General features: G+C 33.4%; 15 protein-coding genes and 6 pseudogenes. 17 read left to right on the top strand and 4 right to left on the bottom strand.

Annotation, left to right across the window (positions count from 1 at the left end):
• Positions 1-123: 123 nt before the first annotated feature.
• Positions 124-2,192, top strand: a pseudogene (gene dnaG / locus AC1RYN_RS04285) (DNA primase).
• On the opposite strand, the gene AC1RYN_RS04280 reads toward dnaG, so the two are convergent.
• Together AC1RYN_RS04280 and nadE are read right to left on the bottom strand one after the other, a co-directional pair.
• A complete protein-coding gene (locus AC1RYN_RS04280) occupies positions 2,189-2,818 on the bottom strand; it encodes a LuxR C-terminal-related transcriptional regulator (protein ID WP_035618090.1) in 630 nt (209 codons plus the stop codon). The pseudogene dnaG and the gene AC1RYN_RS04280 overlap by 4 nt on opposite strands.
• A 93-nt stretch (positions 2,819-2,911) precedes the next feature.
• A complete protein-coding gene (nadE, locus tag AC1RYN_RS04275; protein WP_481805955.1) occupies positions 2,912-3,718 on the bottom strand; it encodes an NAD(+) synthase in 807 nt (268 codons plus the stop codon).
• A 100-nt stretch (positions 3,719-3,818) separates the two neighbouring features.
• Here nadE and gldB point away from each other — a divergent pair, with 100 nt between their 5' ends.
• Entirely contained in the window at positions 3,819-4,775 is a 957-nt protein-coding gene (gldB, locus tag AC1RYN_RS04270; protein WP_481805954.1) for a gliding motility lipoprotein GldB, read from the top strand.
• On the top strand, positions 4,775-5,116 hold the full coding sequence (gldC, locus tag AC1RYN_RS04265; protein WP_129540956.1) for a gliding motility protein GldC: 342 nt from the start codon (positions 4,775-4,777) through the stop codon (positions 5,114-5,116). Before gldB ends, gldC begins: the two co-directional genes overlap by 1 nt.
• Positions 5,117-5,182: 66 nt before the next feature.
• On the opposite strand, the gene yihA is transcribed toward gldC, so the two are convergent.
• Both yihA and AC1RYN_RS04255 read right to left on the bottom strand, forming a co-directional pair.
• Positions 5,183-5,803: a ribosome biogenesis GTP-binding protein YihA/YsxC gene (yihA, locus tag AC1RYN_RS04260; RefSeq protein WP_481805953.1), complete on the bottom strand. Its 621-nt coding sequence runs from the start codon at positions 5,801-5,803 to the stop codon at positions 5,183-5,185.
• 43 nt (positions 5,804-5,846) lie between these two features.
• Entirely contained in the window at positions 5,847-6,608 is a 762-nt protein-coding gene (locus AC1RYN_RS04255) for an alpha/beta fold hydrolase (RefSeq protein ID WP_481805952.1), read from the bottom strand.
• A 377-nt stretch (positions 6,609-6,985) separates the two neighbouring features.
• On the opposite strand from AC1RYN_RS04255, the pseudogene AC1RYN_RS04250 reads away from it, so the two are divergent.
• From AC1RYN_RS04250 to ftsZ, 14 genes and pseudogenes are all read left to right on the top strand, one after another.
• A pseudogene (locus tag AC1RYN_RS04250) lies at positions 6,986-7,449 on the top strand (division/cell wall cluster transcriptional repressor MraZ); the annotation flags it as partial.
• Positions 7,433-8,340 (top strand): annotated as a pseudogene (gene rsmH / locus AC1RYN_RS04245) (16S rRNA (cytosine(1402)-N(4))-methyltransferase RsmH). The pseudogenes AC1RYN_RS04250 and rsmH, both read left to right, overlap by 17 nt.
• 17 nt (positions 8,341-8,357) lie before the next feature.
• On the top strand, positions 8,358-8,705 hold the full coding sequence (locus AC1RYN_RS04240; RefSeq protein ID WP_481805951.1) for an FtsL-like putative cell division protein: 348 nt from the start codon (positions 8,358-8,360) through the stop codon (positions 8,703-8,705).
• Positions 8,696-10,697: pseudogene (locus AC1RYN_RS04235) on the top strand (penicillin-binding protein). Before AC1RYN_RS04240 ends, AC1RYN_RS04235 begins: the two are co-directional and overlap by 10 nt.
• Positions 10,694-12,157: a UDP-N-acetylmuramoyl-L-alanyl-D-glutamate--2,6-diaminopimelate ligase gene (locus AC1RYN_RS04230; protein ID WP_481805950.1), complete on the top strand. Its 1,464-nt coding sequence runs from the start codon at positions 10,694-10,696 to the stop codon at positions 12,155-12,157. The pseudogene AC1RYN_RS04235 and the gene AC1RYN_RS04230 overlap by 4 nt, the downstream one beginning before the upstream one ends.
• Positions 12,158-12,167: 10 nt before the next feature.
• Positions 12,168-13,399 (top strand): annotated as a pseudogene (mraY, locus tag AC1RYN_RS04225) (phospho-N-acetylmuramoyl-pentapeptide-transferase).
• Between the two features lies 1 nt (position 13,400).
• Positions 13,401-14,732 carry a UDP-N-acetylmuramoyl-L-alanine--D-glutamate ligase gene (gene murD / locus AC1RYN_RS04220; protein WP_481805949.1) on the top strand — a complete coding sequence of 444 codons (1,332 nt, stop codon included), beginning with the start codon at positions 13,401-13,403 and terminating at the stop codon, positions 14,730-14,732.
• A 47-nt stretch (positions 14,733-14,779) separates the two neighbouring features.
• Positions 14,780-15,052, top strand: coding sequence for a four helix bundle protein (locus AC1RYN_RS04215; RefSeq protein ID WP_481805948.1), 273 nt, complete (start codon positions 14,780-14,782; stop codon positions 15,050-15,052).
• A 139-nt stretch (positions 15,053-15,191) separates the two neighbouring features.
• Complete coding sequence (locus AC1RYN_RS04210) at positions 15,192-16,490, top strand: FtsW/RodA/SpoVE family cell cycle protein (protein WP_481805947.1); 1,299 nt, start codon at positions 15,192-15,194, stop codon at positions 16,488-16,490.
• Positions 16,491-16,546: 56 nt separating this feature from the next.
• Positions 16,547-17,635 (top strand): undecaprenyldiphospho-muramoylpentapeptide beta-N-acetylglucosaminyltransferase, encoded by a 1,089-nt coding sequence (murG, locus tag AC1RYN_RS04205; protein WP_481805946.1) that lies wholly within the window; start codon positions 16,547-16,549, stop codon positions 17,633-17,635.
• 66 nt (positions 17,636-17,701) lie between these two features.
• Complete coding sequence (gene murC, locus AC1RYN_RS04200) at positions 17,702-19,051, top strand: UDP-N-acetylmuramate--L-alanine ligase (RefSeq protein WP_481805945.1); 1,350 nt, start codon at positions 17,702-17,704, stop codon at positions 19,049-19,051.
• Positions 19,038-19,760 (top strand): cell division protein FtsQ/DivIB, encoded by a 723-nt coding sequence (locus AC1RYN_RS04195; RefSeq protein ID WP_481805944.1) that lies wholly within the window; start codon positions 19,038-19,040, stop codon positions 19,758-19,760. Before murC ends, AC1RYN_RS04195 begins: the two co-directional genes overlap by 14 nt.
• Positions 19,761-19,766: 6 nt before the next feature.
• A pseudogene (gene ftsA, locus AC1RYN_RS04190) lies at positions 19,767-21,148 on the top strand (cell division protein FtsA).
• A 52-nt stretch (positions 21,149-21,200) separates the two neighbouring features.
• The gene (gene ftsZ / locus AC1RYN_RS04185; RefSeq protein WP_481805943.1) at positions 21,201-23,165 is read left to right on the top strand and encodes a cell division protein FtsZ; all 1,965 of its coding nucleotides are present in this window, start codon (positions 21,201-21,203) and stop codon (positions 23,163-23,165) included.
• The last annotated feature ends 38 nt before the right edge of the window (positions 23,166-23,203 follow it).

Raw genomic sequence — 23,203 nt, 5'->3', positions numbered from 1 at the left:
TTGAGTTAGTTTTTTAGTAATGAAGCACTTCGAAAGGAGTGCTTTTTTTGTTTCATATAATTAAAATATGAAGTTTGATTTGTGTAATTTTACAGGCTTCAATCTTAAAAAAATAAATACGTTTTGATTTCACAAAATACCATTGATACTGTTTTTGAAACTGCTCGAGTAGAGGAGGTAATTGGCGATTTTGTTAACTTAAAACGAGCAGGGAGTAACTTTAAAGGGTTGAGTCCATTCTCAGATGAGCGATCTCCGTCGTTTATGGTATCGCCAGTAAAAGGAATTTGGAAAGATTTTAGTACTGGAAAAGGAGGGAATTCAGTTAAATTCCTGATGGAGACTCGCAATTTACATATCCAGAGGCTATTCGGTATTTGGCTAAAAAATATAATATTGAGATTGAAGAAACAGAACAAACGGAAGCAGAAAAAGCTATAACGGATGTTCGCGAAAGTATGTATTTGGTTTCGGAATTTGCAAAAAAGTATTTCCATAATGTGCTTTTAAATACAGATGAAGGTCAGGCAATAGGATATTCTTATTTTAAAGAAAGAGGCTTTACAAACGAAACAATAAAAAAATTCGAACTGGGATATTCCCCTGAAACTTGGGATGCTTTTACCAAAGAAGCACTTGGGCAAGGGTATAAATTAGAGTTTTTGCAAAGCACCGGATTGACAATTCCAAAAGATGATCGCCCATTTGATAGATTTAAAGGAAGGGTTATGTTTCCGATACAAAGTATGTCGGGACGTGTTTTGGGTTTTGGAGGTCGAATACTTACTAATGATAAAAAAGCAGCAAAATATTTAAACTCCCCCGAGAGTGATCTTTACCATAAGAGTAAAGTATTGTATGGTATTTTTCAAGCTAAGCAATCTATTGCAAAACAAGATAACTGTTTTTTGGTAGAAGGATATACTGATGTGATTCAATTTAATCAAGCGGGAATAGAAAATGTAGTTGCTTCTTCGGGAACGGCATTAACACCTGATCAAATTCGATTGGTAAACAGGTTGACAAAAATATCACTGTACTTTTTGATGGAGATGCTGCGGGATTACGAGCTTCTATTCGAGGAATCGATTTGATTCTTGAAGAAGGGATGAATGTAAAGTAGTGTGTACTTTTCCTGATGGTGATGATCCAGACAGTTTTGCTAGAAAAACTTCGTATGAAGATTTAGTTAAATACTTAGAAGAGAATGCTAAGGATTTTATTCAGTTTAAGGCTTCTTTATTAATGAATGAGGCTAAGAATGACCCTATAAAGAAAGCCGATTTGATTCGGGATATGGTTACGAGTATTTCTAAAATTCCAGATAGGATTCAGCGTGAGGTTTATGTTCAGGAATGTGCGCGAATTATGGATATTTCAGAGCAGGTGCTTGTGAGTACTTTGGCGCAGCTGATTCAAAAAGATATTGCAGAGGTTAATAAAAAACAAAAGCAGGAACACAAGCCTTTTGAAGTTTATAGAAACCAAAAACCAAAAACCACAGGGTATTCAGGGGGAGATCCAGAAGATCCAAGAAACGGACCGCCTGAGGATTATCAGGAGAGCCAGGATATCCAGAACAGCAACAAGCTGAAAAAATTGATATTTTGTATAATTTAGAACGTAAAGTAATTGAAATTTTATTGCTTTATGGAGATAAGACAGAAGTGTTTGAAGATGTTTTTTTGAGAAATAATGGAGAAGGTGAAATAGAAACGGTTACTGAAAAGAAAGAGTACAAAGTTTTTCAGCGAATTTATTTGAGTTTGCAGGAAGATGAGGTAGAGCTTTCTAATAGTCTTTTTCGTGATATTTTTACAGGTTTAATTACGTTCTATCATCAGAATGAAAAATTTAGTTTGGAGCAATATTTAATGCGTTTGCAGCCTGAATTTGCTCAGGAAGTAACGGATATTTTGATGGAAGATGAAAAAGTTGCACTTCATGACTGGGAAGGACAAAATATTTTTTCTAAAGGTAAATCAGAATCAATAAGTCAATATGTAACTGAGACAATTATGTCTATGCGTTGGTTCTTGGTAGATAAGATAATTGAAGAATTAAAAAGCTCCATAGTATCAAATCCTAAGGAAGATAATATGGAGCTTTTGATGATGGTTATAGATTACTCAAAATTAATTAATTCGTTTTCGAGAAAATTAGGGAGAGTAATGTCCCGTTACCATACTTAAATAATTTCTAATGTTTTGGCTTTATTAACCAAGTCTACTAAATTGGTAACGTTTAATTTAGTTAGTAATCTTAGTTTGTAAGTACTAATTGTTTTTTCGTTAAGATTTAGAATTTTAGAAATCTCATTGTTTTTCTTACCATCGCTTAAGTAGCGTAATACCTCAATTTCTCTGTTTGATAGTTTTCGGTATAAACGTTCACTTTTGCTTTGTTTTGCAATCAATGCCATATTTTTACGTACGGTTTCATTGATGATAATTTTCCCTTCATGTACTTTGATAATCGAAATCCCCAGAGTTTCTAGTTTTTCTGTTTTGTGGATGTATCCTGAAACACCAGCTTTTATAGCATTTGGAGCATACATTTGTTCAGAAAGATTACTGAAGATGATGATTTTAGTTTTAGGGAAATTTTTAAGAATAGACTTCACTTCAAAAATACTTGCAAGACCTTCTAATTCTAAATCTAAAATAAGAATATCAATGTCTTTAGTTTGAAGAATGTCTTTTACCATCGTAAAGTTACCTACATTTGCAACGATTGAAATGTCATCATGGTCTTTAAAATACGACTTAACGCCAAAGTGCGTCACAGGGTGGTTGTCTGCTAAACATACTTTAATCATAGTTTTACCTTTTTAAGAATTGTTCATTTTTTTTTGGAATTGTAAAATTAATAAATAAATTCTGTAATTTATTGTAAATCAACATAAAAATGATTATTTTAACTTTTTAGGTAAAGAACAAACAGGTATTGGGTTCATTTTGTGCTGGTTGGCTGTGTTTAATTTTTTGTATATTTCGAAAACAATTTTTTCTCGTCCTGTGAAGTCAATAGCTGATTTTCCTAGTTCATCGGCTAGCATGGCCCATTCTAATTCATCATAACTAGCACCCAATTGGTCTTCATCTGTTCTGTTATCTCCAAATAAGCCATCAGTAGGTGCAGCTGTTAAAATTGAGTCTGGAATTTTAAGAAATACCCCTAATGCATACACATCAGATTTCATTAAATCGGCAATTGGACTCAAATCTACGCCACCATCTCCATATTTTGTGTAAAAACCTACTCCAAAATCTTCAACTTTGTTTCCTGTTCCAGCAACTAATAAACCATGAATACCTGCTAGATAGTATAGGCTAGTCATGCGTAAACGAGCGCGAGTGTTGGCTAATGATAAATTAACTTTAGCAATATCGGCGTCATCTGGAGTTGCTGCTTTAAAAGCTTCAAATGTACTTGTTAAGTCGGTTTCTATATTGGAAACATTCGGGAAGCGTTTTTTTAATTGATCAATGTGTTCTCTTCCTCTGGAAACTTGATTTGGAGCTTGATGTATAGGCATTTCTACACATAAAACTTTTAATCCAGTTTGGGCACATAATGTTGAGGTTACAGCAGAGTCGACACCACCAGAAATTCCTATAATAAAACCATTCACTTTAGCATTGGTGGCATAATCTTTTAACCACTCTACAATGTAGGTATTTACTTTTTCTGTTTGAATAGTGCTTTTTTTAGCCATAATAGTTTAAGTTTTAAAATACAGGAATGTATATTTGCACAATTATATTTAAGTAGTCATTACTTAATAGAATTTGCAACACAAACTTAATTAAAATAAAATGAAAATATATCGGTTTGCTATCGCTCTATGTGTCTTTTTTTTGTCATGTGATAAAAAGAGTAAAATTGAAAAAGCAGTAGAAGAAATTCCAGTAGATATTAAAGTGGAGCGTTTTGATAAAGTGTTTTTTGAGACCCAGCCCAAAGATTTAGCCAAAATAAAAAAAGAATATCCTTTTTTCTTTCCAGCAGGTAATGATGACTCGGTATGGTTAGAAAAAATGCAAAACCCACTCTGGAGAGAGTTGTATACTGAAGTCCAAAAGAAGTATGGGGACTTTGAGCCAGTTCGTAAAGAATTCAATAGTTTGTTTCAGCATATAGAGTATTATTTTCCTAAAACAAAAATGCCAAAAGTAATCACTATAATTTCTGAAATGGATTATAACAATAAGGCGATTTATGCAGATAGCTTGGTTATAGTTGCGCTTGAATTGTATTTAGGAAAAGAACATAAGTTTTATCAATTTCCGAATTATATAAAGGAAAATTTTGAAGAGAAGCAAATTATGCCAGATGTAGTTTCTAGTTTCTCATTAAAGAAAATTTCGCCAATTACAGATAAGAATTTAATAAGCAAAATGGTGTATTATGGAAAGCAATTGTATTTAAAAGATTTGCTTTTGCCTGATTATACTGATGCGGATAAAATAGGATATACACTAGAACAAATTAAATGGTGTGAGGAAAATGAAGGCTATATGTGGCGCTATTTTATAGAAAAAGAGATGTTGTATAGTGATGATGCAAAACTTACATCACGATTTATAAATACAGCACCATTTTCTAAGTTTTACCTTGAAATAGATAACGAATCACCAGGACGCGTTGGAACCTGGATTGGATGGCAAATTGTACGTTCGTATATGAAGAATAACGATGTGTCAATAGAAGAATTGTTAAAAACCAACGCAAAAGAAATTTTTGAAAAATCAAAATATAAACCTAAGAAGTAATGTCAGATAATAAACAAACCTCAGAAATTAAATTCCTTATAGAGTTAGACGAAAATCGAGTACCAGAAAAACTAAAATGGTCTGCAAAAGATGGAGGAGTCGAAGCTCAAGATGCAAAAGCAATTATGCTTTCTATTTGGGACAGTAAAGTGCAGGAAACGATGCGTATTGATTTATGGACGAAAGATATGCCAGTAGATGAAATGAAAATTTTCTTTCATCAAACTTTAGTAGCGATGGCTGATACGTTTAAGCGTGCTACAGATGATGAGAAAATGTCGGATACTATGAAAGATTTCTGTGATTATTTTGCTGAAAAACTTGAATTGAAAAAGTCGTAATTGAAACAAATGAAAAATCCCAAAATTTTTTAATTTTGGGATTTTTTTTATTTCTGAAAAGAATATTTAAAACTGATTATTATTTTTAAACACCTCTTGGTTTACTTCGTCGATATAGTTTAAAACGTCATCTTTACCAGTAGATTCTGTTGCAGATGTTACAAAATAATGTGGCATTTCGGCCCAGTTATTGGCAAACATTTTCTTTTTGTAAGCAGCAATGTGAGAATCAACTTTTGTTTTACTGATTTTATCAGCTTTGGTAAAAATGATACAAAATGGAATTTCACTTTCACCTATATACGACATAAATTCAATGTCGATGGTTTGAGCTTCATGGCGAATATCGATTAATACAAAAGCACAAACTAATTGTTCGCGAGTTTCAAAATAATCGGTGATGAACTGTTGGAAAACAGATTTTGTTTTTTTAGAAACTTTAGCATATCCATATCCAGGTAAATCTACAAGAAACCAATTATTGTTAATCAAGAAATGATTTATCAATTGTGTTTTTCCTGGGCGACCAGAAGTTTTTGCTAAGTTTTTATTATTGGTCAACATGTTGATCAAAGAAGACTTTCCTACGTTTGATCTTCCTATAAAAGCATATTCAGGCAAGAAGTCCTTAGGACATTTGCTAACATCTGAATTACTGATTATAAATTTGGCGGTATTTATTTTCATATCTATACTATTTCTAAAACCTCCTCAAATTCGAAAGTGTTTATTATAAATTGGTTTTTTTCAACCATTCTTCAAGAATTTTATTAAACTCTTCTGGATGTTCCATCATGGCAGCATGTCCACATTTGTCAATCCAATATAAAGAAGAGTTGGGAAGTAATTTGTTAAACTCTTCGGCTACGTCCGGTGGAGTTACTTTATCGTTTTTACCCCAGATTATACAAGTCTCAACTTGCATTTTTGGTAAATCTTTTGCCATGTTATGACGAATAGCGCTTTTTGCAATGGTAAGTGTCTTTATTAATTTTATGCGATCATTTACAGAAGCATAAACTTCATCAATAAGCTCTGGAGTTGCAATCTTTGGATTATAAAATACATCTTCAGCTTTCCTTATGTATTCGTAATCTCCTCTTTTAGGATAACTATCACCCATTGCGCTTTCATAGAGTCCTGAGCTACCTGTTATTACAAGTCCAGTTACTTTCTCTGGGTATAATTTTGTGTGATATAGTGCAATATGGCCACCTAATGAATTTCCCAGTAAAATGACTTTATCAAATCCTTTGAATGTGATAAAGTCTTTAACGTATTTAGCAAAGCTTTTTACGTTAGTTTTTAAGATGCTTTGTGTGTATATCGGTAAATCGGGGATTACTATTTTGTACCCTCTATTTGAAAAATATTCGGCTACGGCATCGAAGTTACTAAGTCCTTCCATGAGGCCATGTAATATAACAATAGGTGTTCCTTCTCCAGCTTCATAATAGCTATATCTGCCTTCTTTTTTGTAATGTTTATCCATCTAACTAAATACCGATTTCAATTTGGACAAATATAGGGTTTAATACATAAATATGGATTTTTGAAAACAATTTTTAACTAGATAATTTTAGTCGAAGAAATAAATAGCTAAAAATCAGTTGCTAGATGTTTTAATTTTTTTCTTTTTTCTCATCAAAATTGCCAAAAAAAGGATGATATTTTTCAATATGCTTATTTCATTTTTTGTTATGTAGAATCATTCTTACAGCTAATTTTTCAAATAGCTAATGATCTGACTATGCATAATTTAAGAGTTTTTGGGTAAAAGTGGTTAAACTTATCAACAAAGTGGTATATAGTGGTAAATTGTGGTAATATTTTTTATATTTTTGCTGTATAACATAACCATACTTTTTTTTGAACACAATTGTAGGAACATATGAGTGTAAAGTCGATGCTAAAGGGAGGCTGCTAATGCCTGCTCCCTTGAAAAAGCAGTTGGCTACCTCACTTCAAAACGGATTTGTTTTGAAGCGTTCCGTGTTTCAGACTTGTTTGGAGTTATATCCGATGGAAGAATGGGATTTGATGATGCAGAAAATTAATAAACTGAATCGTTTTGTAAAGAAAAATAATGATTTTATCAGAAGGTTTACCGCTGGAGTTAAGATTGTTGAGATTGATGCATTAGGGCGTTTATTAGTTCCGAAGGATCTGATGGCATTTCTGGTATTTCGAAAGATGTGGTATTTTCATCTGCGGTGAATATTGTTGAAATATGGGATAAAGAGTTATACGAAAAATCAATTAGCGGCGAAGATATGGATTTTGCAGATTTAGCCGAAGAAGTAATGGGAAATATAAATGACGACGACAATGGAAATCTCATAATCCGGTTTTGCTTCATCCAACAGTAGATGGCTTGAATATTAAGCCTGACGGCATTTATGTAGATGTGACGTTTGGTGGTGGGGGACATTCAAAAGAGATTTTAAGCAGGCTAGGGCCAAACGGAAAATTATTTGCTTTTGATCAAGATGAAGATGCTTTGGCAAATGCTTTGCCAGACGAGAAGTTTATTTATAAATGAAAATTTTAGGTTTATTAAAAGATTCTTGCGTTTTCATGGTGTAAGAGGTGTAGATGGAATTTTGGCAGATTTAGGTGTTTCATCACATCAGTTTGATGTTGCCGAAAGAGGTTTTTCTACCCGTTTTGACGCTGAACTGGATATGCGAATGAGTCAGAAAAATGATTTGAATGCATATCGTGTAGTGAATGAATACGATGAACAAGATTTGAGAAGAGTTTTTCTAGATTATGGAGAATTGAAAAATGCTCCTGTTTTGGCGAGAACAATTGTAGAGGCTAGAGAAAATAAGATTATCAAGACTACTGATGAATTGAAAGAAGTTTTGGCAAAATATTTACCTGAAAGAGTTCGTAATAAAATACTAGCTCAGATTTATCAGGCAATACGTATAGAGGTAAATCAGGAAATGGATGTATTAAAAGAATTTATCGAGCAATCATTGGAGGTGTTAAACCCGGGTGGAAGATTAAGTGTTATTTCATACCATTCATTAGAAGATAGATTGGTAAAACGTTTCATTAAAAACGGAATGTTTGAAGGAGAGCCAGAACGTGATTTTTATGGAAATTTTTCAGTTCCATTTAAAACCATCGGAAAGCTAATAGTTCCTAATGACGCAGAGATTAAAATAAACAATAGGGCTAGAAGTGCCAAGCTGAGAATTGCAGAAAAAATATAGTACTATAATAAGGTATAATGAAAAACGGAGTATTTGATATATTAAAAGCAAGATTTCTTATTAATGATGACGCTGTGAAGAATTGGCGTTTTATCGTTTTTATAATTCTGCTGGCAATAATTATGATTGCTAATACACAACGATACGAACAAAAGGTTTTTGAAATTGCAAAATTGAATAATGAAGTAAAGGAATTGCGATCAGAGTTTGTAGACAGGAGATCGGAATTGATGAAATTAAAAATGGAGTCGACAGTATCGGAAAAAATGCTTACCAAAGAAATTTATCCGTCGACAGTTCCTCCAATTAAAATTGAAGTAAAGAAAGAAAAAGAAAAAAGCTTTTTTAAACGCATATGGCAGTAGACGACAAAAATATATCCTACAGAGTTTATCTGGTAGCAGCCTTCATTTTCTTGATGGCAATTGGTATTGTCGTAAAGTTAACTAATATTCAGTGGGTTGAAGGAGATTATTATCGAAAATTAGCTAAGCAGCGTACGGTAAAAAACTTTGTTATTCCCGCAAATAAAGGGAATATTTATTCGGCAGACGGAAGTCTTTTGGCGACCTCTATTCCTAATTACGAAATTCGATTTGATGCTGTAGCGCCTAAAACAGAAGCTTTTGAAAAGAATGTAAAATTACTTGCAGATTCACTGTCAATAGTTTTTGGGAAGACCTAGTGGTTATTATCAAAATGAATTAAGAAAGGCAAGAGCCAATAAAAATAGGTATTTCTTAATAGCTCGTAAATTAAGTTATACAGATTACATGAAAATAAAAGGGTTTCCGTTGTTTAAACTAGGACCTTATAAAGGAGGTATTATCATTGAGCAAGAAACGGTGAGAGAACATCCTATCGGAAAAATTGCTGAACGGACTATCGGTTATGACAAAGGTGGTGTTAATGGAGAGTCAACGGGGAAAGGAATCGAATGGGCGTTTAGAAATTATTTGAATGGGAAAGATGGTAAAATCCTAAAACAAAAAATTGCAAAAGGCCAATGGAAACCTATTCGAGATGTAAATGAAGTAGACCCACAAGATGGATATGATGTAATTTCGACTATAGATGTTTTTATCCAAGATATTGCGCATCATGCATTGCTAAAACAATTAGAAGATTATGAGGCAGATCATGGTTGTGTGGTTGTAATGGAAACGGAAACAGGACACATTAAAGCTATTTCTAATTTAGGGAGAGCAGATGATGGCTCTTATTATGAAACCACAAATTATGCTATAGCCGAGTCACATGAGCCAGGATCAACTTTTAAATTAGTTGATTTAATGACAATTCTAGAAGATAAGGTAGCGGATACCAGTACAGTTTTCGATTGTAATAATGGTGAAGTTCGTTATTATGGAAGAGTTGTTCGTGATTCAAAAAGAGGTGGGTATGGTAAAATATCATTGGCTAGAGGTTTTGAATTGTCATCTAATACAGTAATGGTTCAGGCGGTGTATGATAATTATAAAAACAACCCATCCAAATTTGTTAACCGCATTAATAGTTACGGATTAAACAAAACATTGGGATTGCATTTTCAAGGAGAAGGAAGACCTTATATACCACAGCCTGGAGACAAACATTGGTCAGGGGTTTCATTGCCATGGATGGCATTTGGATATGGGGTTTCGGTAACACCATTACAAACTTTGACTTATTATAATTCGGTTGCAAACAATGGAGTAATGGTTAAGCCTCAGTTTGTTTCTGAGATAAAAGAATGGAATAGAACAATTAAAAAGTTTGATGTTGAGGTTTTGAATCCTAAAATATGTTCGCAAGAAACAATCAATAAGCTAAAAGCAGTTTTGGCAAATGTGGTAAAAAAAGGAACAGGGGCTAAATTGTATTCAAAAGATTTTTCTATGGCAGGAAAAACAGGAACGGCTCAAGTAAATTACGGGAATAAAGATAGGTCAGGATTGTATTATGCTTCTTCGTTTGTAGGATATTTTCCAGCAGATCATCCTAAATATTCTTGTATTGTAGTCGTTCATAAACCAAATACATCAAAAAATAATTATTACGGAGCAGATGTTGCGGGACCAGTTTTTAAAAGAATTGCTCAAAAGATTTTTACAGATGCGCCATCAACAAATGAAATAAAAACATTGGATGCTAAGATTTCAAAACAAGAAAACAATTATAACGCTTACTATACTCAGGTACAGAAAAAGCAATCTGTCCCAGATGTAAAAGGGATGTCGGGTATGGATGCAATTGCCTTACTCGAAAATTTAGGGCTTAAAGTGAAAGCTGTTGGAATAGGAAAAGTGAAAAAACAATCGCTTCAGGCAGGAGAAAATATAGCTAAAAACACAACTATAGTATTAGAATTATCGTGAATATATTAAAAGACATATTATACAAAGTAGCTATTGAATCGGTGACGGGTTCAACGGATATTGCTATTCATAAAATAGATTTCGATTCTAGAAAAATAGAAGTGAATGATGTTTTTGTTGCCATTCGTGGTACACTTTCAGATGGTCATGATTATATTCAAAAAGCAATTGAACTTGGGGCAACTGCTGTTATTTGCGATACATTACCAGAAGTTTTATCAAAAGAAGTTACTTACATTAAAGTTAAAGACACTAATTCGGCTTTGGCTTTTATGGCAGCTAATTACTTTGACAATCCATCTGAGAAAATCAAATTAGTTGGTATTACAGGAACAAATGGTAAAACAACGATTGCTTCATTGTTGTATCAATTATTTAAAAAAGCAGGATTTAAAGTAGGTTTATTATCTACTGTAAAAATAGTTGTCGACGAAATAGAATATAAAGCAACGCATACAACACCAGATTCTATTACAATCAATCATTATTTAAATGAAATGATTGAAGCTGGAGTTACGCATTGTTTTATGGAAGTAAGTTCACACGGAATTCATCAAAAGCGTACTGAAGCCTTGCATTTTGTAGGTGGAATTTTTACAAACTTATCTCATGATCATTTGGATTATCATCCAACTTTTGCGGAGTACAGAGATGTGAAAAAATCATTTTTTGATTCATTGCCAAAAACAGCCTTTGCATTATCAAATATCGATGATAAAAATGGGCCAGTAATGTTGCAAAATACAATTGCTACAAAACGTACTTATGCTTTAAAATCGTATGCTGATTATAAAGCGCAAATTTTAGAAAATCAATTATCAGGATTGTTGTTAAAAATTAATGATAATGAAGTTTGGGTAAAATTAATAGGAACATTTAATGCTTACAATTTATTAGCAATCTACGGAACGGCTATTGAGTTAGGGATTGATAGTCTTGAAGCTTTACGTTTATTGTCAGATTTAGAAAGTGTTTCTGGGCGTTTTCAATTTATTGTATCAGATTCTAATATCACAGCAATTGTAGATTATGCACATACGCCAGATGCATTAGAAAACGTATTGAAAACCATAAATGATATTCGTACTAAAAATGAGCAATTAATTACAGTTGTAGGTTGTGGTGGAAATAGAGATAAAGCCAAGCGCCCTATTATGGCACAAATTGGATCAGAGTTAAGTGATAAAGCAATATTTACATCTGATAATCCTAGAAATGAAGATCCTGAAACTATAATTATTGAGATGGAAAAAGGTGTTGAACCACAAAATTATAAAAAAACATTGGCAATTACAGATAGAAAACAAGCAATCAAAACAGCTTGTCAATTGGCACAGCCCAACGATATTATTTTAATAGCAGGTAAAGGACATGAAACGTATCAAGAAGTAAATGGCGTACGTCATGATTTTGATGATATGCAGATTGTAAAGGAAATTTTAGCACAACTAAACAAATAAAACCAGATATATGCTATACTATTTATTTGAATATTTAGACAAAACATTAGATGTGCCAGGTACAGGAGTTTTTCAGTACATTACTTTTAGATCAGCTTTAGCTTTCTTGCTTTCGTTGCTTTTATCAACAATCTACGGAAAGAGAATTATCAATTTCCTAAGAAATCAACAAGTTGGTGAAACTGTTCGCGAGCTTGGACTTGCTGGTCAAAATGAAAAAGCTGGTACACCAACTATGGGAGGTTTAATTATCATATTTGCTACCCTTGTGCCTGTTTTGTTGTTTGCTAAACTGCATAACATTTATATCGTATTGCTAATTGTAACCACGCTTTGGATGGGAGTAATTGGTTTTGTAGATGATTATATCAAGATTTTCAAAAAAGATAAACAAGGACTTAAAGGAATTTTTAAGGTTATAGGTCAAGTAGGTTTAGGTTTAATTGTAGGTTCAGTACTTTACTTTAGCCCAAATGTTACCGTAAGAACCGATACTGGTAATAGCGATATTTATAGAGTGCAATCAACAACTAGTGTAATAGTTCCAGCATTAATTGAAGAAAAATCGACTGTAACAACTATTCCATTCTTTAAAAATAATGAGTTTGATTACGCTGAATTATTAGCGTGGACTGGCGAAGGATATGAGAAATGGGCTTGGTTGATTTTTATTCCAGTTGTAATTTTTATTATCACAGCGGTTTCTAATGGAGCTAATTTAACTGATGGGATCGATGGTCTTGCAGCGGGAACTTCAGCAGTGTCTGTACTCGCACTGGGGATATTTACGTTTCTATCAGGAAATATTATTTTCTCGAATTACCTCAATATAATGTATATACCCAATTCGGGTGAAATGACCGTTTTTATTTCCGCCTTTGTTGGTGCGTTAATTGGATTTCTATGGTACAATTCATATCCGGCATCTGTTTTTATGGGAGATACAGGAAGTCTAACAATTGGAGGGATTATAGCTGTTTTGGCAATAGCAGTTCGTAAAGAGATGTTGATTGTTTTATTCTGTGGTATTTTCTTAGCAGAGAGTGCTTCGGTAATTATTCAGGTGGCTTATTTTAAATATACTAAAAAACGTTTTGGCGAAGGACGAAGAATTTTCCTGATGTCGCCATTGCATCATCATTACCAGAAAAAAGGGTATCACGAAAGTAAGTTGTAACCCGATTTTGGATTGTTGCAATTATGCTGGCCATATTGTCTATTGTAACATTAAAACTAAGATAATATGAGGTTAGTAGTCTTAGGTGGAGGAGAAAGTGGTGTAGGTACTGCTATTCTTGGAAAGAAAAAAGGATATGATGTTTTTGTTTCTGATTATGGAAAGATAAACGAGAGTTATAAAGAAGTTCTTATCATTAACGGAATTGCATGGGAAGAAGGTAAACATACTGAAGGCCTAATTTTAAATGCCGATGTGGTAATGAAAAGCCCAGGTATTCCTGAGAAATCACCAATAGTTAAGAGTTTAGTAAAAAAAGGAATTAAAGTAATCTCTGAAATTGAGTTTGCAAAGCCTTTCACCGAAGCCTTAACAGTTGGCATTACAGGAAGTAATGGTAAGACAACGACAACAATGTTAACCTATCATTTGCTAAAGTCAGCAGGATTAAACGTAGGCCTTGGAGGAAATATCGGAAAGAGTTTTGCATGGCAGGTAGCTGAAAATAAATTCGATTTTTATGTACTAGAATTGAGCAGTTTTCAATTGGACGGAATCATAGATTACAGACCAGATATTGCAATAATTACAAATATTAGTCCCGACCATTTAGATAGATATGATTATAAGTATGAAAATTACATTAACTCGAAGTTTCGAGTAACAATGAATCAAACAGAAAGTGATTATTTAATTTATGATGGCGATGATGAAGCATCAGCCGAATGGCTTAAAAATAATACAACAAAAGCAAAACTAATTCCTTTTTCATTGACGAAAGAATTCGATGAAGGAGCATTTATAAAAAACAACAAAATGGAAATTAAGATTAACCAAGAAGAGTTTACAATGGATACTGAGTACATTGCTTTAGAAGGAAAACATAATTTGAAAAACGCAATGGCAGCAAGTTCAGTAGCTAAATTGATGCAGATAAGAAATGCAACAATTCGTGAGAGTTTATCTAATTTTCAAGGTGTTGAACATCGCTTAGAAAAAGTTCTGAAAATTCAGAACGTACAATATATTAATGATTCAAAAGCAACAAATGTAAATGCTACATTTTTTGCATTAGATAGTATGAATGCACCAACAGTTTGGATAGTTGGTGGAGTTGATAAAGGAAATGATTACAACGAATTGATGTCATTGGTTCGTGAAAAAGTAAAAGCTATTATTTGTCTTGGTGTTGATAACCGAAAAATAATTGATGCTTTTGGTAATGTAGTTGATATTATGGTTGAAGTTAATAATATGGCCGATGCTGTAAAAACAGCGCAACGTTTAACTGAGAAAGGTGATGCAGTTTTATTGTCTCCAGCTTGTGCAAGTTTTGATTTATTTGAAAACTACGAAGACAGAGGAAAACAATTTAAACAAGCAGTGCATAATTTATAGTTAGCGGGCTAAGGTTTAAACTTTAATCAAAAAATATTTTTATAGAGATGACGACAGACGGAATGAAAGTAAGAACAAAGAAGTTTTCTTTGATGGTGATAAATTTGGCAGAGAAATTACCAAATTTTGGTTCAAGTGAAATAATTGCAAGTCAAATTATTAAAAGTGGTACTTCGGTAGGAGCAGATTATAGAGCGGTTTGTAGATCAAAAAGCGACGAAGAATTTGCATCAAAAATGGAGATTGTTTTAGAGAAGGCTGATGAAACTTTATTTTGGATCGAAATTATAGCAGAAAAAAAAATGGATTGGCATATCTGAATTAGAAACAATTTGGAAAGAAGGAAACGAGTTAACTGCCATTTTGGTGAATAGTTTAAAGGCAGTAAACAATAGAATTAGTGTAATGAGCTAGAATTAAGAATTTACAAAAATATAAATTCATAAATCTAAAATTAAAATGAAAGAACTAGTAAACAAATTAAAAGGAGATAGAGTAATATGGTCGTTTGTGGCTTTATTGGCTTTGTTTTCGTTTATGCCTGTTTTTAGTGCGAGTAGTAATTTAGCCTATATAGGTCATGGAACAGGAAATACGTTGGGATATTTGGTAAAACATTTAGCTCATATCTGTATAGGGTTCGTAATTATTTACTGTGTACACAAGGTGCCGTACCATTATTTTAGAGCAATCTCAAAAGTTGCTTTACCTGTGGTTTGGATATTATTAGCGTACACGCTTTTAAAAGGAACTGTTATTGCTGGAGCAAATGCAAGTCGATGGATCCAGGTTCCGTTTATCGGAATCACATTCCAGACATCTACATTGGCATCGATGGTGTTATTTATTTTTGTGGCACGATATTTATCAAAGACCAGAGATGAAGACGAGCCTTTTCAAACTTCGTTAATTCAGCTTTGGATGCCTGTTTTTATTACGTTGATGCTTATTTTGCCAGCGAATTTTTCGACAACAGCGCTTATCTTTTCGATGGTATTGATGCTTACATTTATAGGTAAATATCCTTTAAAATATATCGGATTAATTATTGGTTCAGGAGTAGTAATGTTTCTGTTTTTCCTTCTTTTAGCGAAAGCTTTTCCTGAATCTCGCTTTTTTAGCAGGGTAGGAACATGGGGAAGTCGAATTGAGAATTTTACAACCGATAAACCGGATGAAGATGATTATCAGATAGAGAAGGCTAAAATTGCCATAGCATCTGGAAAACTAGGAGGTTTAGGGCCTGGGAAAAGTGTTCAAAAGAACTTTTTGCCACAATCATCTTCCGATTTTATTTACGCAATCATTGTTGAAGAATATGGGTTGATAGGTGGACTTACAATATTAGGATTGTACTTATTGTTGATGTTTAGATTTGTAATCGCATCACATAAAGCCAATACGCTATTTGGGAAGTTAGTCGTCGTCGGGCTCGGTTTTCCGATGATATTTCAGGCGATGATTAATATGGCTGTAGCAGTCGAATTATTACCAGTAACGGGACAAACCCTACCGCTTATTAGTAGTGGAGGTAGTTCAATTTGGATGACTTGTTTTGCACTTGGAATCATTATTAGTGTTACTAAAAAAGACGAAGAAATAGAAGAAGAGCTAAAAGAGAAGGAGAAAAGAGAAGAGGCGCTAAAAAAATTAATTGACAAGCAATTAGAGGAAGAGAATGAATTGATGAAAGAAGAAGTTGGAGGATATTCAATCGAAGACAATGCAAAGAATCCAATGGAGGCGGTGATGAAATGATTGGAGTTAAAAAGAGAAAATATAATAATTTTTAAAATGTAGTAACATTTAAAAATATGACAAAATATAAATTCATATTAAGCGGTGGAGGAACAGGAGGACATATTTATCCTGCAATTGCAATTGCGAATGAATTAAAATTACAATATCCAGATGCTGAATTTCTTTTTGTTGGTGCTAAAGACAAAATGGAAATGCAGAAAGTACCACAAGCTGGATATGAGATAAAAGGTCTTTGGATTGCTGGACTACAACGAAAATTGACTTTACAGAACGCTATGTTTCCTTTTAAGTTGATAAGTAGTTTATTAGAATCAAGAAAAATAATAAAAGTATTTAAGCCTAATGTTGTTATTGGTACGGGAGGTTTTGCTAGCGGTCCGTTATTACAAATGGCTGGATCAGCAGGAATTCCAACAGTTATCCAAGAGCAAAATTCGTTTCCAGGAATTACCAATAAATTATTGAGTAAGAAAGCGAGTGCGATTTGTGTTGCGTATGAAAATTTAGAGCGATTTTTTCCTGTAGACAAAATTGTTTTAACTGGTAATCCAGTTCGTCAGGATTTAATAGATATCGATAGCAAAAGAGATGAAGCAATCGTATTCTATAATCTGGACGCAAATAAAAAAACATTATTGGTACTTGGAGGGAGTCTTGGCGCTCGAAGAGTAAATCAATTAATAGAAAAAGAATTACCTAATATGCTTTCTCAAAACGTTCAGATTATCTGGCAATGTGGGAAGTTGTATTTTGAAGATTATAAAAAATACAATCAGCCAAATGTAAAGGTGGTTGATTTTATAGAGCGAATGGATTTTGTTTATGCAGCGGCAGATATCATCATTTCAAGAGCTGGAGCATCGTCAGTTTCGGAATTATGTATTGTTGGAAAGCCAGTTATTTTTATTCCATCGCCAAATGTTGCTGAAGATCATCAAACAAAAAATGCGCAAGCTATTGTAGATCAGAAGGGTGCGATTTTATTGAAAGAATCTGAGTTAGACAACGAGTTTAGCATTGTTTTTGAAGCATTGCTGAAGGATGAAGGGAAGCAAAAACAGCTTAGTGAAAACATAAAGCGATTGGCAAAACCAGGCGCAACAAAGGCAATTGTTGCGGAAATTATAAAGTTGATTAAATAAAAAAAAGTCATAAAGTTAAAGGACTGAGCTTAAAACTCAGCGCCTAAAGCCTAAAGCAAAAAAGAAATGAATTTAAACCAAATACAGAACGTCTATTTTATAGGAATTGGAGGCATCGGAATGAGTGCTCTGGCTCGTTATTTCAAGAACATTGGAAAACAAGTTTCAGGCTACGACAAAACCCCTTCAATACTTACAAATGAACTTATCGAAAGTGGAATTAATATTCATTTTGAAGATAATATTAGTTTAATTCCAAGTGATTATTTTGTAGAAAACACATTGATTATAATCACACCTGCAGTTCCAAATACACATTCGGAGTGGAATTACTTTTTAGAAAGAAATTATGTAGTTAAGAAAAGAGCAGAGGTTCTAGGAATCATTACAAAAGACACTTTTTCGTTTGCTGTAGCTGGTACACATGGTAAAACAACAACATCTAGTATTTTAGGACATATTCTTTACGAAAGTGGAGCCGATGTTACTGCTTTTGTAGGTGGAATTGTAGAGAATTATAATTCGAATTTAATAGGAAACGGAAAAACTGTTACTGTTGTTGAGGCTGATGAATTTGACCGTTCGTTCCTGCATTTACACCCAAATATTGCCTGTATCACATCAATGGATGCAGACCACTTGGATATTTATGGAACAAGCGAAGCGATAGAAGAATCTTTTGTAGAATTTGCTTCAAAAGTGGAGGATAAAAATAATCTTTTTATAACCAAAGAGTTGCCTCTGGAGGGAATTCAATGTGCTATAAATGAAGATGCGCCTTTTAAAGCGTTTAATGTTAGAATAGCAAATGGAAGTTATGTTTTTGATGTGCAAACGCCGTCAGAAACTATGAAAGATTTGCATTTTGGGTTACCAGGAAAACATAATTTAATGAATGCGCTAATGGCTATTGCTATGGCAAAAACATATGGAACCTCGACTGATGCAATTGCAAAAGCTTTAGCGTCATTTAAAGGTATAAGAAAGCGTTTTTCTTATCAAATAAAATCAGATAAACTGGTTTATATAGATGATTATGCGCATCATCCGACAGAGATAAATGCAGTGAATCAAGCTGTTAGGGAGTTGTATCCTGGACAAAAAGTATTGGCTGTTTTTCAGCCGCATTTATTTAGCAGAACTAGAGATTTTGCTGACGGTTTTGCTAAAAGTTTGTCAGCATTTGATGAAGTGATTTTATTGGATATTTATCCTGCAAGAGAATTGCCGATGGAAGGAATTACATCGCAATGGTTAATGGATAAAATGAGTAATTCTAACAGGAAAATAGTTGCTAAAAATGATTTATTAGCTTCAATTAAAGCTAGTAATGCAACTGTAATTGTAACTATTGGAGCTGGTGATTTAGGTGAATTAGTGCCATCAATTAAAAATAGTTTAAATGAAATTAATTAATTGGACAAATATTCGGTTGATCCTCATGTTTGGGGTAGTTATCGTTTTATTTTCGTTTACATCACATAGAAATGGAGAGCGAAAATTAAAGAAATCTACCGTTGTTTTTGTAGGGGAAAACGCTATTTTTGTCAAGCCAGAGACGGTTAATAAATTGTTAATAGAAAATAAAAGAGATGCTTCTAGCATTAAAAAAGAAGGGTTAGATTTGAATAAGATAGAGAAAGTCCTTAATACGCAAGAGATGATTGAGAAATCGGATGTTTTTGTGAGTATTGATGGTGTTCTAAAAGCAGTAGTAAAACAGAAAACGCCGATAGCCCGCATTATGAACGGGAATGAGTCGTTCTATATTGATTATGAGGGTGGTAAAATGCCTTTGTCTGACAATTTTACAGCTAGAGTTCCTCTTGTTTCAGGGAATTTAAATAAAAAAAATAACGAAGAATTAGCTATATTATTCCGCATGATTTATGACGATGCATTTTTGAAAAAAAACATCATTGGAATTGAAATTATGCCTAATGGAAGCTTAAAAATGCTTAACAGGAATTTTAATTACGAGATAGATTTCGGAAGAACGATAAATGTTGAACGAAAATTTAATAATTATAAAGCCTTTTTTCAAAAGGCAGCGTTAGATAGTTCGTTATATAAATATAGTAAGATAGATCTTAGGTTTACGGAACAAGTAGTTTGCACAAAATAATAGATAATGGGAAAAGATAATATTGCAGTAGGTCTAGATATTGGTACAACCAAAATTGTTGCCATGATAGGTAAGAAGAATGAATATGGTAAGCTTGAGATTCTAGGAATAGGAAAATCAAAAAGCTTAGGTGTTGCGAGAGGTGTTGTGAACAATATTACTCAAACAATACAATCTATTCAGCAAGCGATACATGAAGCGGAGAATAATTCGGGTTACAAGATTAAAGACGTAGTTGTAGGTATAGCAGGACAGCATATTCGCAGCATACAGCATACAGATTACATTAGCAGAAGCAACCCTGAAGAGGTGATTGGTGAAAATGATATTCAGCTTTTAATAGATCAGGTTAATAAACTTGCAATGTTACCAGGTGAAGAAATAATTCACGTTTTGCCACAGGAATTTAAAATTGATGGGCAATCGGAGATTAAAGAGCCTATTGGAATGTACGGTGGTAGATTAGAATCTAGTTTTCACGTTGTAGTAGGACAAGCTTCATCTATTAGAAACGTAGGAAGATGTATCCAAAGTTCAGGAATTGAATTATCAGGCTTAACATTAGAACCATTGGCTTCGGCTGATGCTGTATTGAGTCAGGAAGAAAAAGAAGCAGGAGTAGCGCTTATCGATATTGGAGGCGGTACAACAGATTTAGCAATTTTTAAAGACGGAATCATTCGTCATACAGCTGTAATTCCTTTTGGAGGAAACGTAATTACAGATGATATAAAAGAAGGTTGTTCGATTATCGAAAAGCAAGCTGAATTATTGAAAATTAAATTTGGATCGGCATGGCCAGGAGAAAATAAAGACAATGAAATTGTTTCGATCCAGGATTAAGAGGAAGAGAACCAAAAGAAATTTCTTTAAAAAATTTATCAAAAATAATTCATGCACGTGTAGTCGAAATCGTGGATCAGGTTTTTACAGAAGTAAAAGCATACGGACACGAAGATCCTCGCAAAAAATTAATTGCAGGAATTGTTCTTACAGGTGGTGGAGCTCAACTAAAACACATTAAGCAATTAGTAGAGTATATTACAGGAATGGATACCAGAATTGGATATCCAAATGAACATTTGGCAGGTAATTCAAACGAAGAAATATCAAGTCCATTATATGCTACGGCTGTAGGTTTAGTAATGAACAGTATTGAAAACAGTACTCAAAGTGCCGTAAGAATGGACGTTGTAGAACAGCCAAAGGTACCAATATATAGAGCCCCGGTACAACAGCAACAACACGAGGTTGAAGAATCTTATGTAGAAACTGTTGAAGAAGTGAAGAAAGTAGTTAAAGAAGAGTCAACTGAAACAAAAATAAGAAGATCCTTTTTTGACCGCTATGTCGATAAAATCAAAGATTTTCTAGACAACGCTGAATAAGCGATTATAAAACAAGACAAGAATTAATATTTAATATCAAAAAACCAAAAATATGATGGGCAACTCAGAATTTGGAAGTATTTCATTTGATTTACCAAAAAATCAATCAAATGTGATAAAAGTTATCGGTGTAGGAGGTGGAGGTAGTAATGCTATAAACCACATGTTTAAACAAGGAATCAAAGGGGTAGATTTTATCGTTTGTAATACTGATTCACAAGCGCTACAAAATAGTTCTGTGCCTAATAAAATTCAGTTAGGAGTTAATCTAACAGAAGGTTTAGGAGCAGGTGCTAACCCTGATGTAGGACAACAGTCGGCTATTGAAAGTATTGCTGACATCGAAAAGATGTTGGATCGCAATACCAAGATGGTATTTATTACTGCAGGAATGGGTGGTGGTACCGGAACAGGAGCTGCGCCAGTAATTGCACAATTATCTAAGGAAAGAGAGATTCTTACAGTTGGAATTGTTACTATTCCGTTTCTTTTCGAAGGAAAAGTACGTCAGGAGCAAGCGCTTTTGGGTATCGAAAAGTTACGTAAGCAAGTCGATTCGTTAATTGTAATCAACAATAATAAATTAAGAGAAGTGTACGGAAATCTTGGCTTTAAAGCAGGATTTTCTAAAGCGGATGAAGTTTTGGCAACTGCCTCAAGAGGTATTGCTGAAGTAATTACGCACCACTATACTCAAAATATCGATTTACGTGATGCCAAAACGGTATTATCAAACAGTGGAACTGCTATAATGGGATCATCTACTGCATCTGGAGAAAACAGAGCAAAAGATGCTATTATTTCTGCATTAGATTCTCCGTTGTTAAATGATAATAAAATTACAGGAGCCAAAAACGTATTGTTGCTTATCGTTTCAGGTTCTAATGAGATTACACTTGATGAAATAGGTGAAATAAATGATCATATTCAGGTAGAAGCTGGTTTTAATGCTAATATTATTATGGGGGTTGGTGAAGATGAAACCCTAGGTGATGCTATTGCTGTTACAATTATTGCAACAGGTTTTGATGTTGAACAACAAAACGAAATCGTAAACACTGAACCTAAAAAAATTATACATACGTTAGAAGATGAGCAGAGAAGTGTTCATAATTTGACGAATAAAACACTTACTTCTTTTGATTTAAATGCTGAAACACCATCAACACCAACACCAAAAGCAGAAGAAAAAGTTGTTTTTGAATTACTTGACGATTCACCAGAACCTACTGCAGTGGCGCCAATAGTTCAATCACCAGTGATTAACGAAGATGAATTAGTTGTAATGTCTGAATTTATTAAAAATTTAGATGTAACTTTTGAAATCGTTTCTCCAATTACAGATATTGATTTTACAATTTCAGCTCCAGAAGTTGCCCCTGTAAGAGCTGTTCAACATAAAATCGTAGAAAAGGAAGAACAAACTACTTTCTCTTTTGATTTGCCTATTTTTAGAGCTGAGCCAGAAGTAAAACCTGAGCCTGTAAAAGAAGATACTAGAGTATTGTTTGAATTAACAAATGAAACACGTGATATTAAAGTAAACCAGCCAGTTCAATTCGTACCAGTTACGGAACTTTCTGATAACGGAATTATCAAGTATTCTCTAGAAGAGTATATGGAACTTGAAAATGATTTAACGTCATCAAAACCTGCTGCAAAAGTAGTTGAAGAAGTTATTCCAGAAGAGCTAAATATTACGGTTCACCAAAGAGCAGTAGTGCAAGAAACTAATTTTTCTGAAGAAGTTTCTCCGATGGAGTTAACTATTGAAGAAACATTACGCATGAGAGCTGATGAAAGAAGAAAAAAATTAAAAGAATTTAATTATAAGTTCCATAATAATGTTTCTAGAGTTGAAGAACTAGAGAAAGAACCAGCCTACAAAAGATTAGGTATTGATCTTTCTAACAGTTCACAAAACAATACAAATTCTAGAATCTCTGTAGGAACAGATAGTAATAATGATTTGCAGTTGCGTTCTAATAATTCATTTTTGCACGACAACGTAGATTAATACGCTAAAATCAAAATGAGGTAACCCGAAAATTGAAT

The sequence above is a fragment of the Flavobacterium sp. TC780 genome, assembly GCF_056783245.1.
The sequence above is the reverse complement of the archived record's forward strand: the minus strand, read 5'-3'. Positions and strand labels throughout refer to the sequence as shown.

Bases quoted from the DNA above. Each gene is read 5' to 3' on its own strand.
- AC1RYN_RS04280 (WP_035618090.1), bottom strand. From the start codon at position 2,818: ATGATTAAAGTATGTTTAGCAGACAACCACCCTGTGACGCACTTTGGC.
- nadE (WP_481805955.1), bottom strand. From the start codon at position 3,718: ATGGCTAAAAAAAGCACTATTCAAACAGAAAAAGTAAATACCTACATT.
- gldB (WP_481805954.1), top strand. From the start codon at position 3,819: ATGAAAATATATCGGTTTGCTATCGCTCTATGTGTCTTTTTTTTGTCA.
- gldC (WP_129540956.1), top strand. From the start codon at position 4,775: ATGTCAGATAATAAACAAACCTCAGAAATTAAATTCCTTATAGAGTTA.
- yihA (WP_481805953.1), bottom strand. From the start codon at position 5,803: ATGAAAATAAATACCGCCAAATTTATAATCAGTAATTCAGATGTTAGC.
- AC1RYN_RS04255 (WP_481805952.1), bottom strand. From the start codon at position 6,608: ATGGATAAACATTACAAAAAAGAAGGCAGATATAGCTATTATGAAGCT.
- AC1RYN_RS04240 (WP_481805951.1), top strand. From the start codon at position 8,358: ATGAAAAACGGAGTATTTGATATATTAAAAGCAAGATTTCTTATTAAT.
- murD (WP_481805949.1), top strand. From the start codon at position 13,401: ATGAGGTTAGTAGTCTTAGGTGGAGGAGAAAGTGGTGTAGGTACTGCT.
- AC1RYN_RS04215 (WP_481805948.1), top strand. From the start codon at position 14,780: ATGACGACAGACGGAATGAAAGTAAGAACAAAGAAGTTTTCTTTGATG.
- AC1RYN_RS04210 (WP_481805947.1), top strand. From the start codon at position 15,192: ATGAAAGAACTAGTAAACAAATTAAAAGGAGATAGAGTAATATGGTCG.
- murG (WP_481805946.1), top strand. From the start codon at position 16,547: ATGACAAAATATAAATTCATATTAAGCGGTGGAGGAACAGGAGGACAT.
- murC (WP_481805945.1), top strand. From the start codon at position 17,702: ATGAATTTAAACCAAATACAGAACGTCTATTTTATAGGAATTGGAGGC.
- AC1RYN_RS04195 (WP_481805944.1), top strand. From the start codon at position 19,038: ATGAAATTAATTAATTGGACAAATATTCGGTTGATCCTCATGTTTGGG.
- ftsZ (WP_481805943.1), top strand. From the start codon at position 21,201: ATGATGGGCAACTCAGAATTTGGAAGTATTTCATTTGATTTACCAAAA.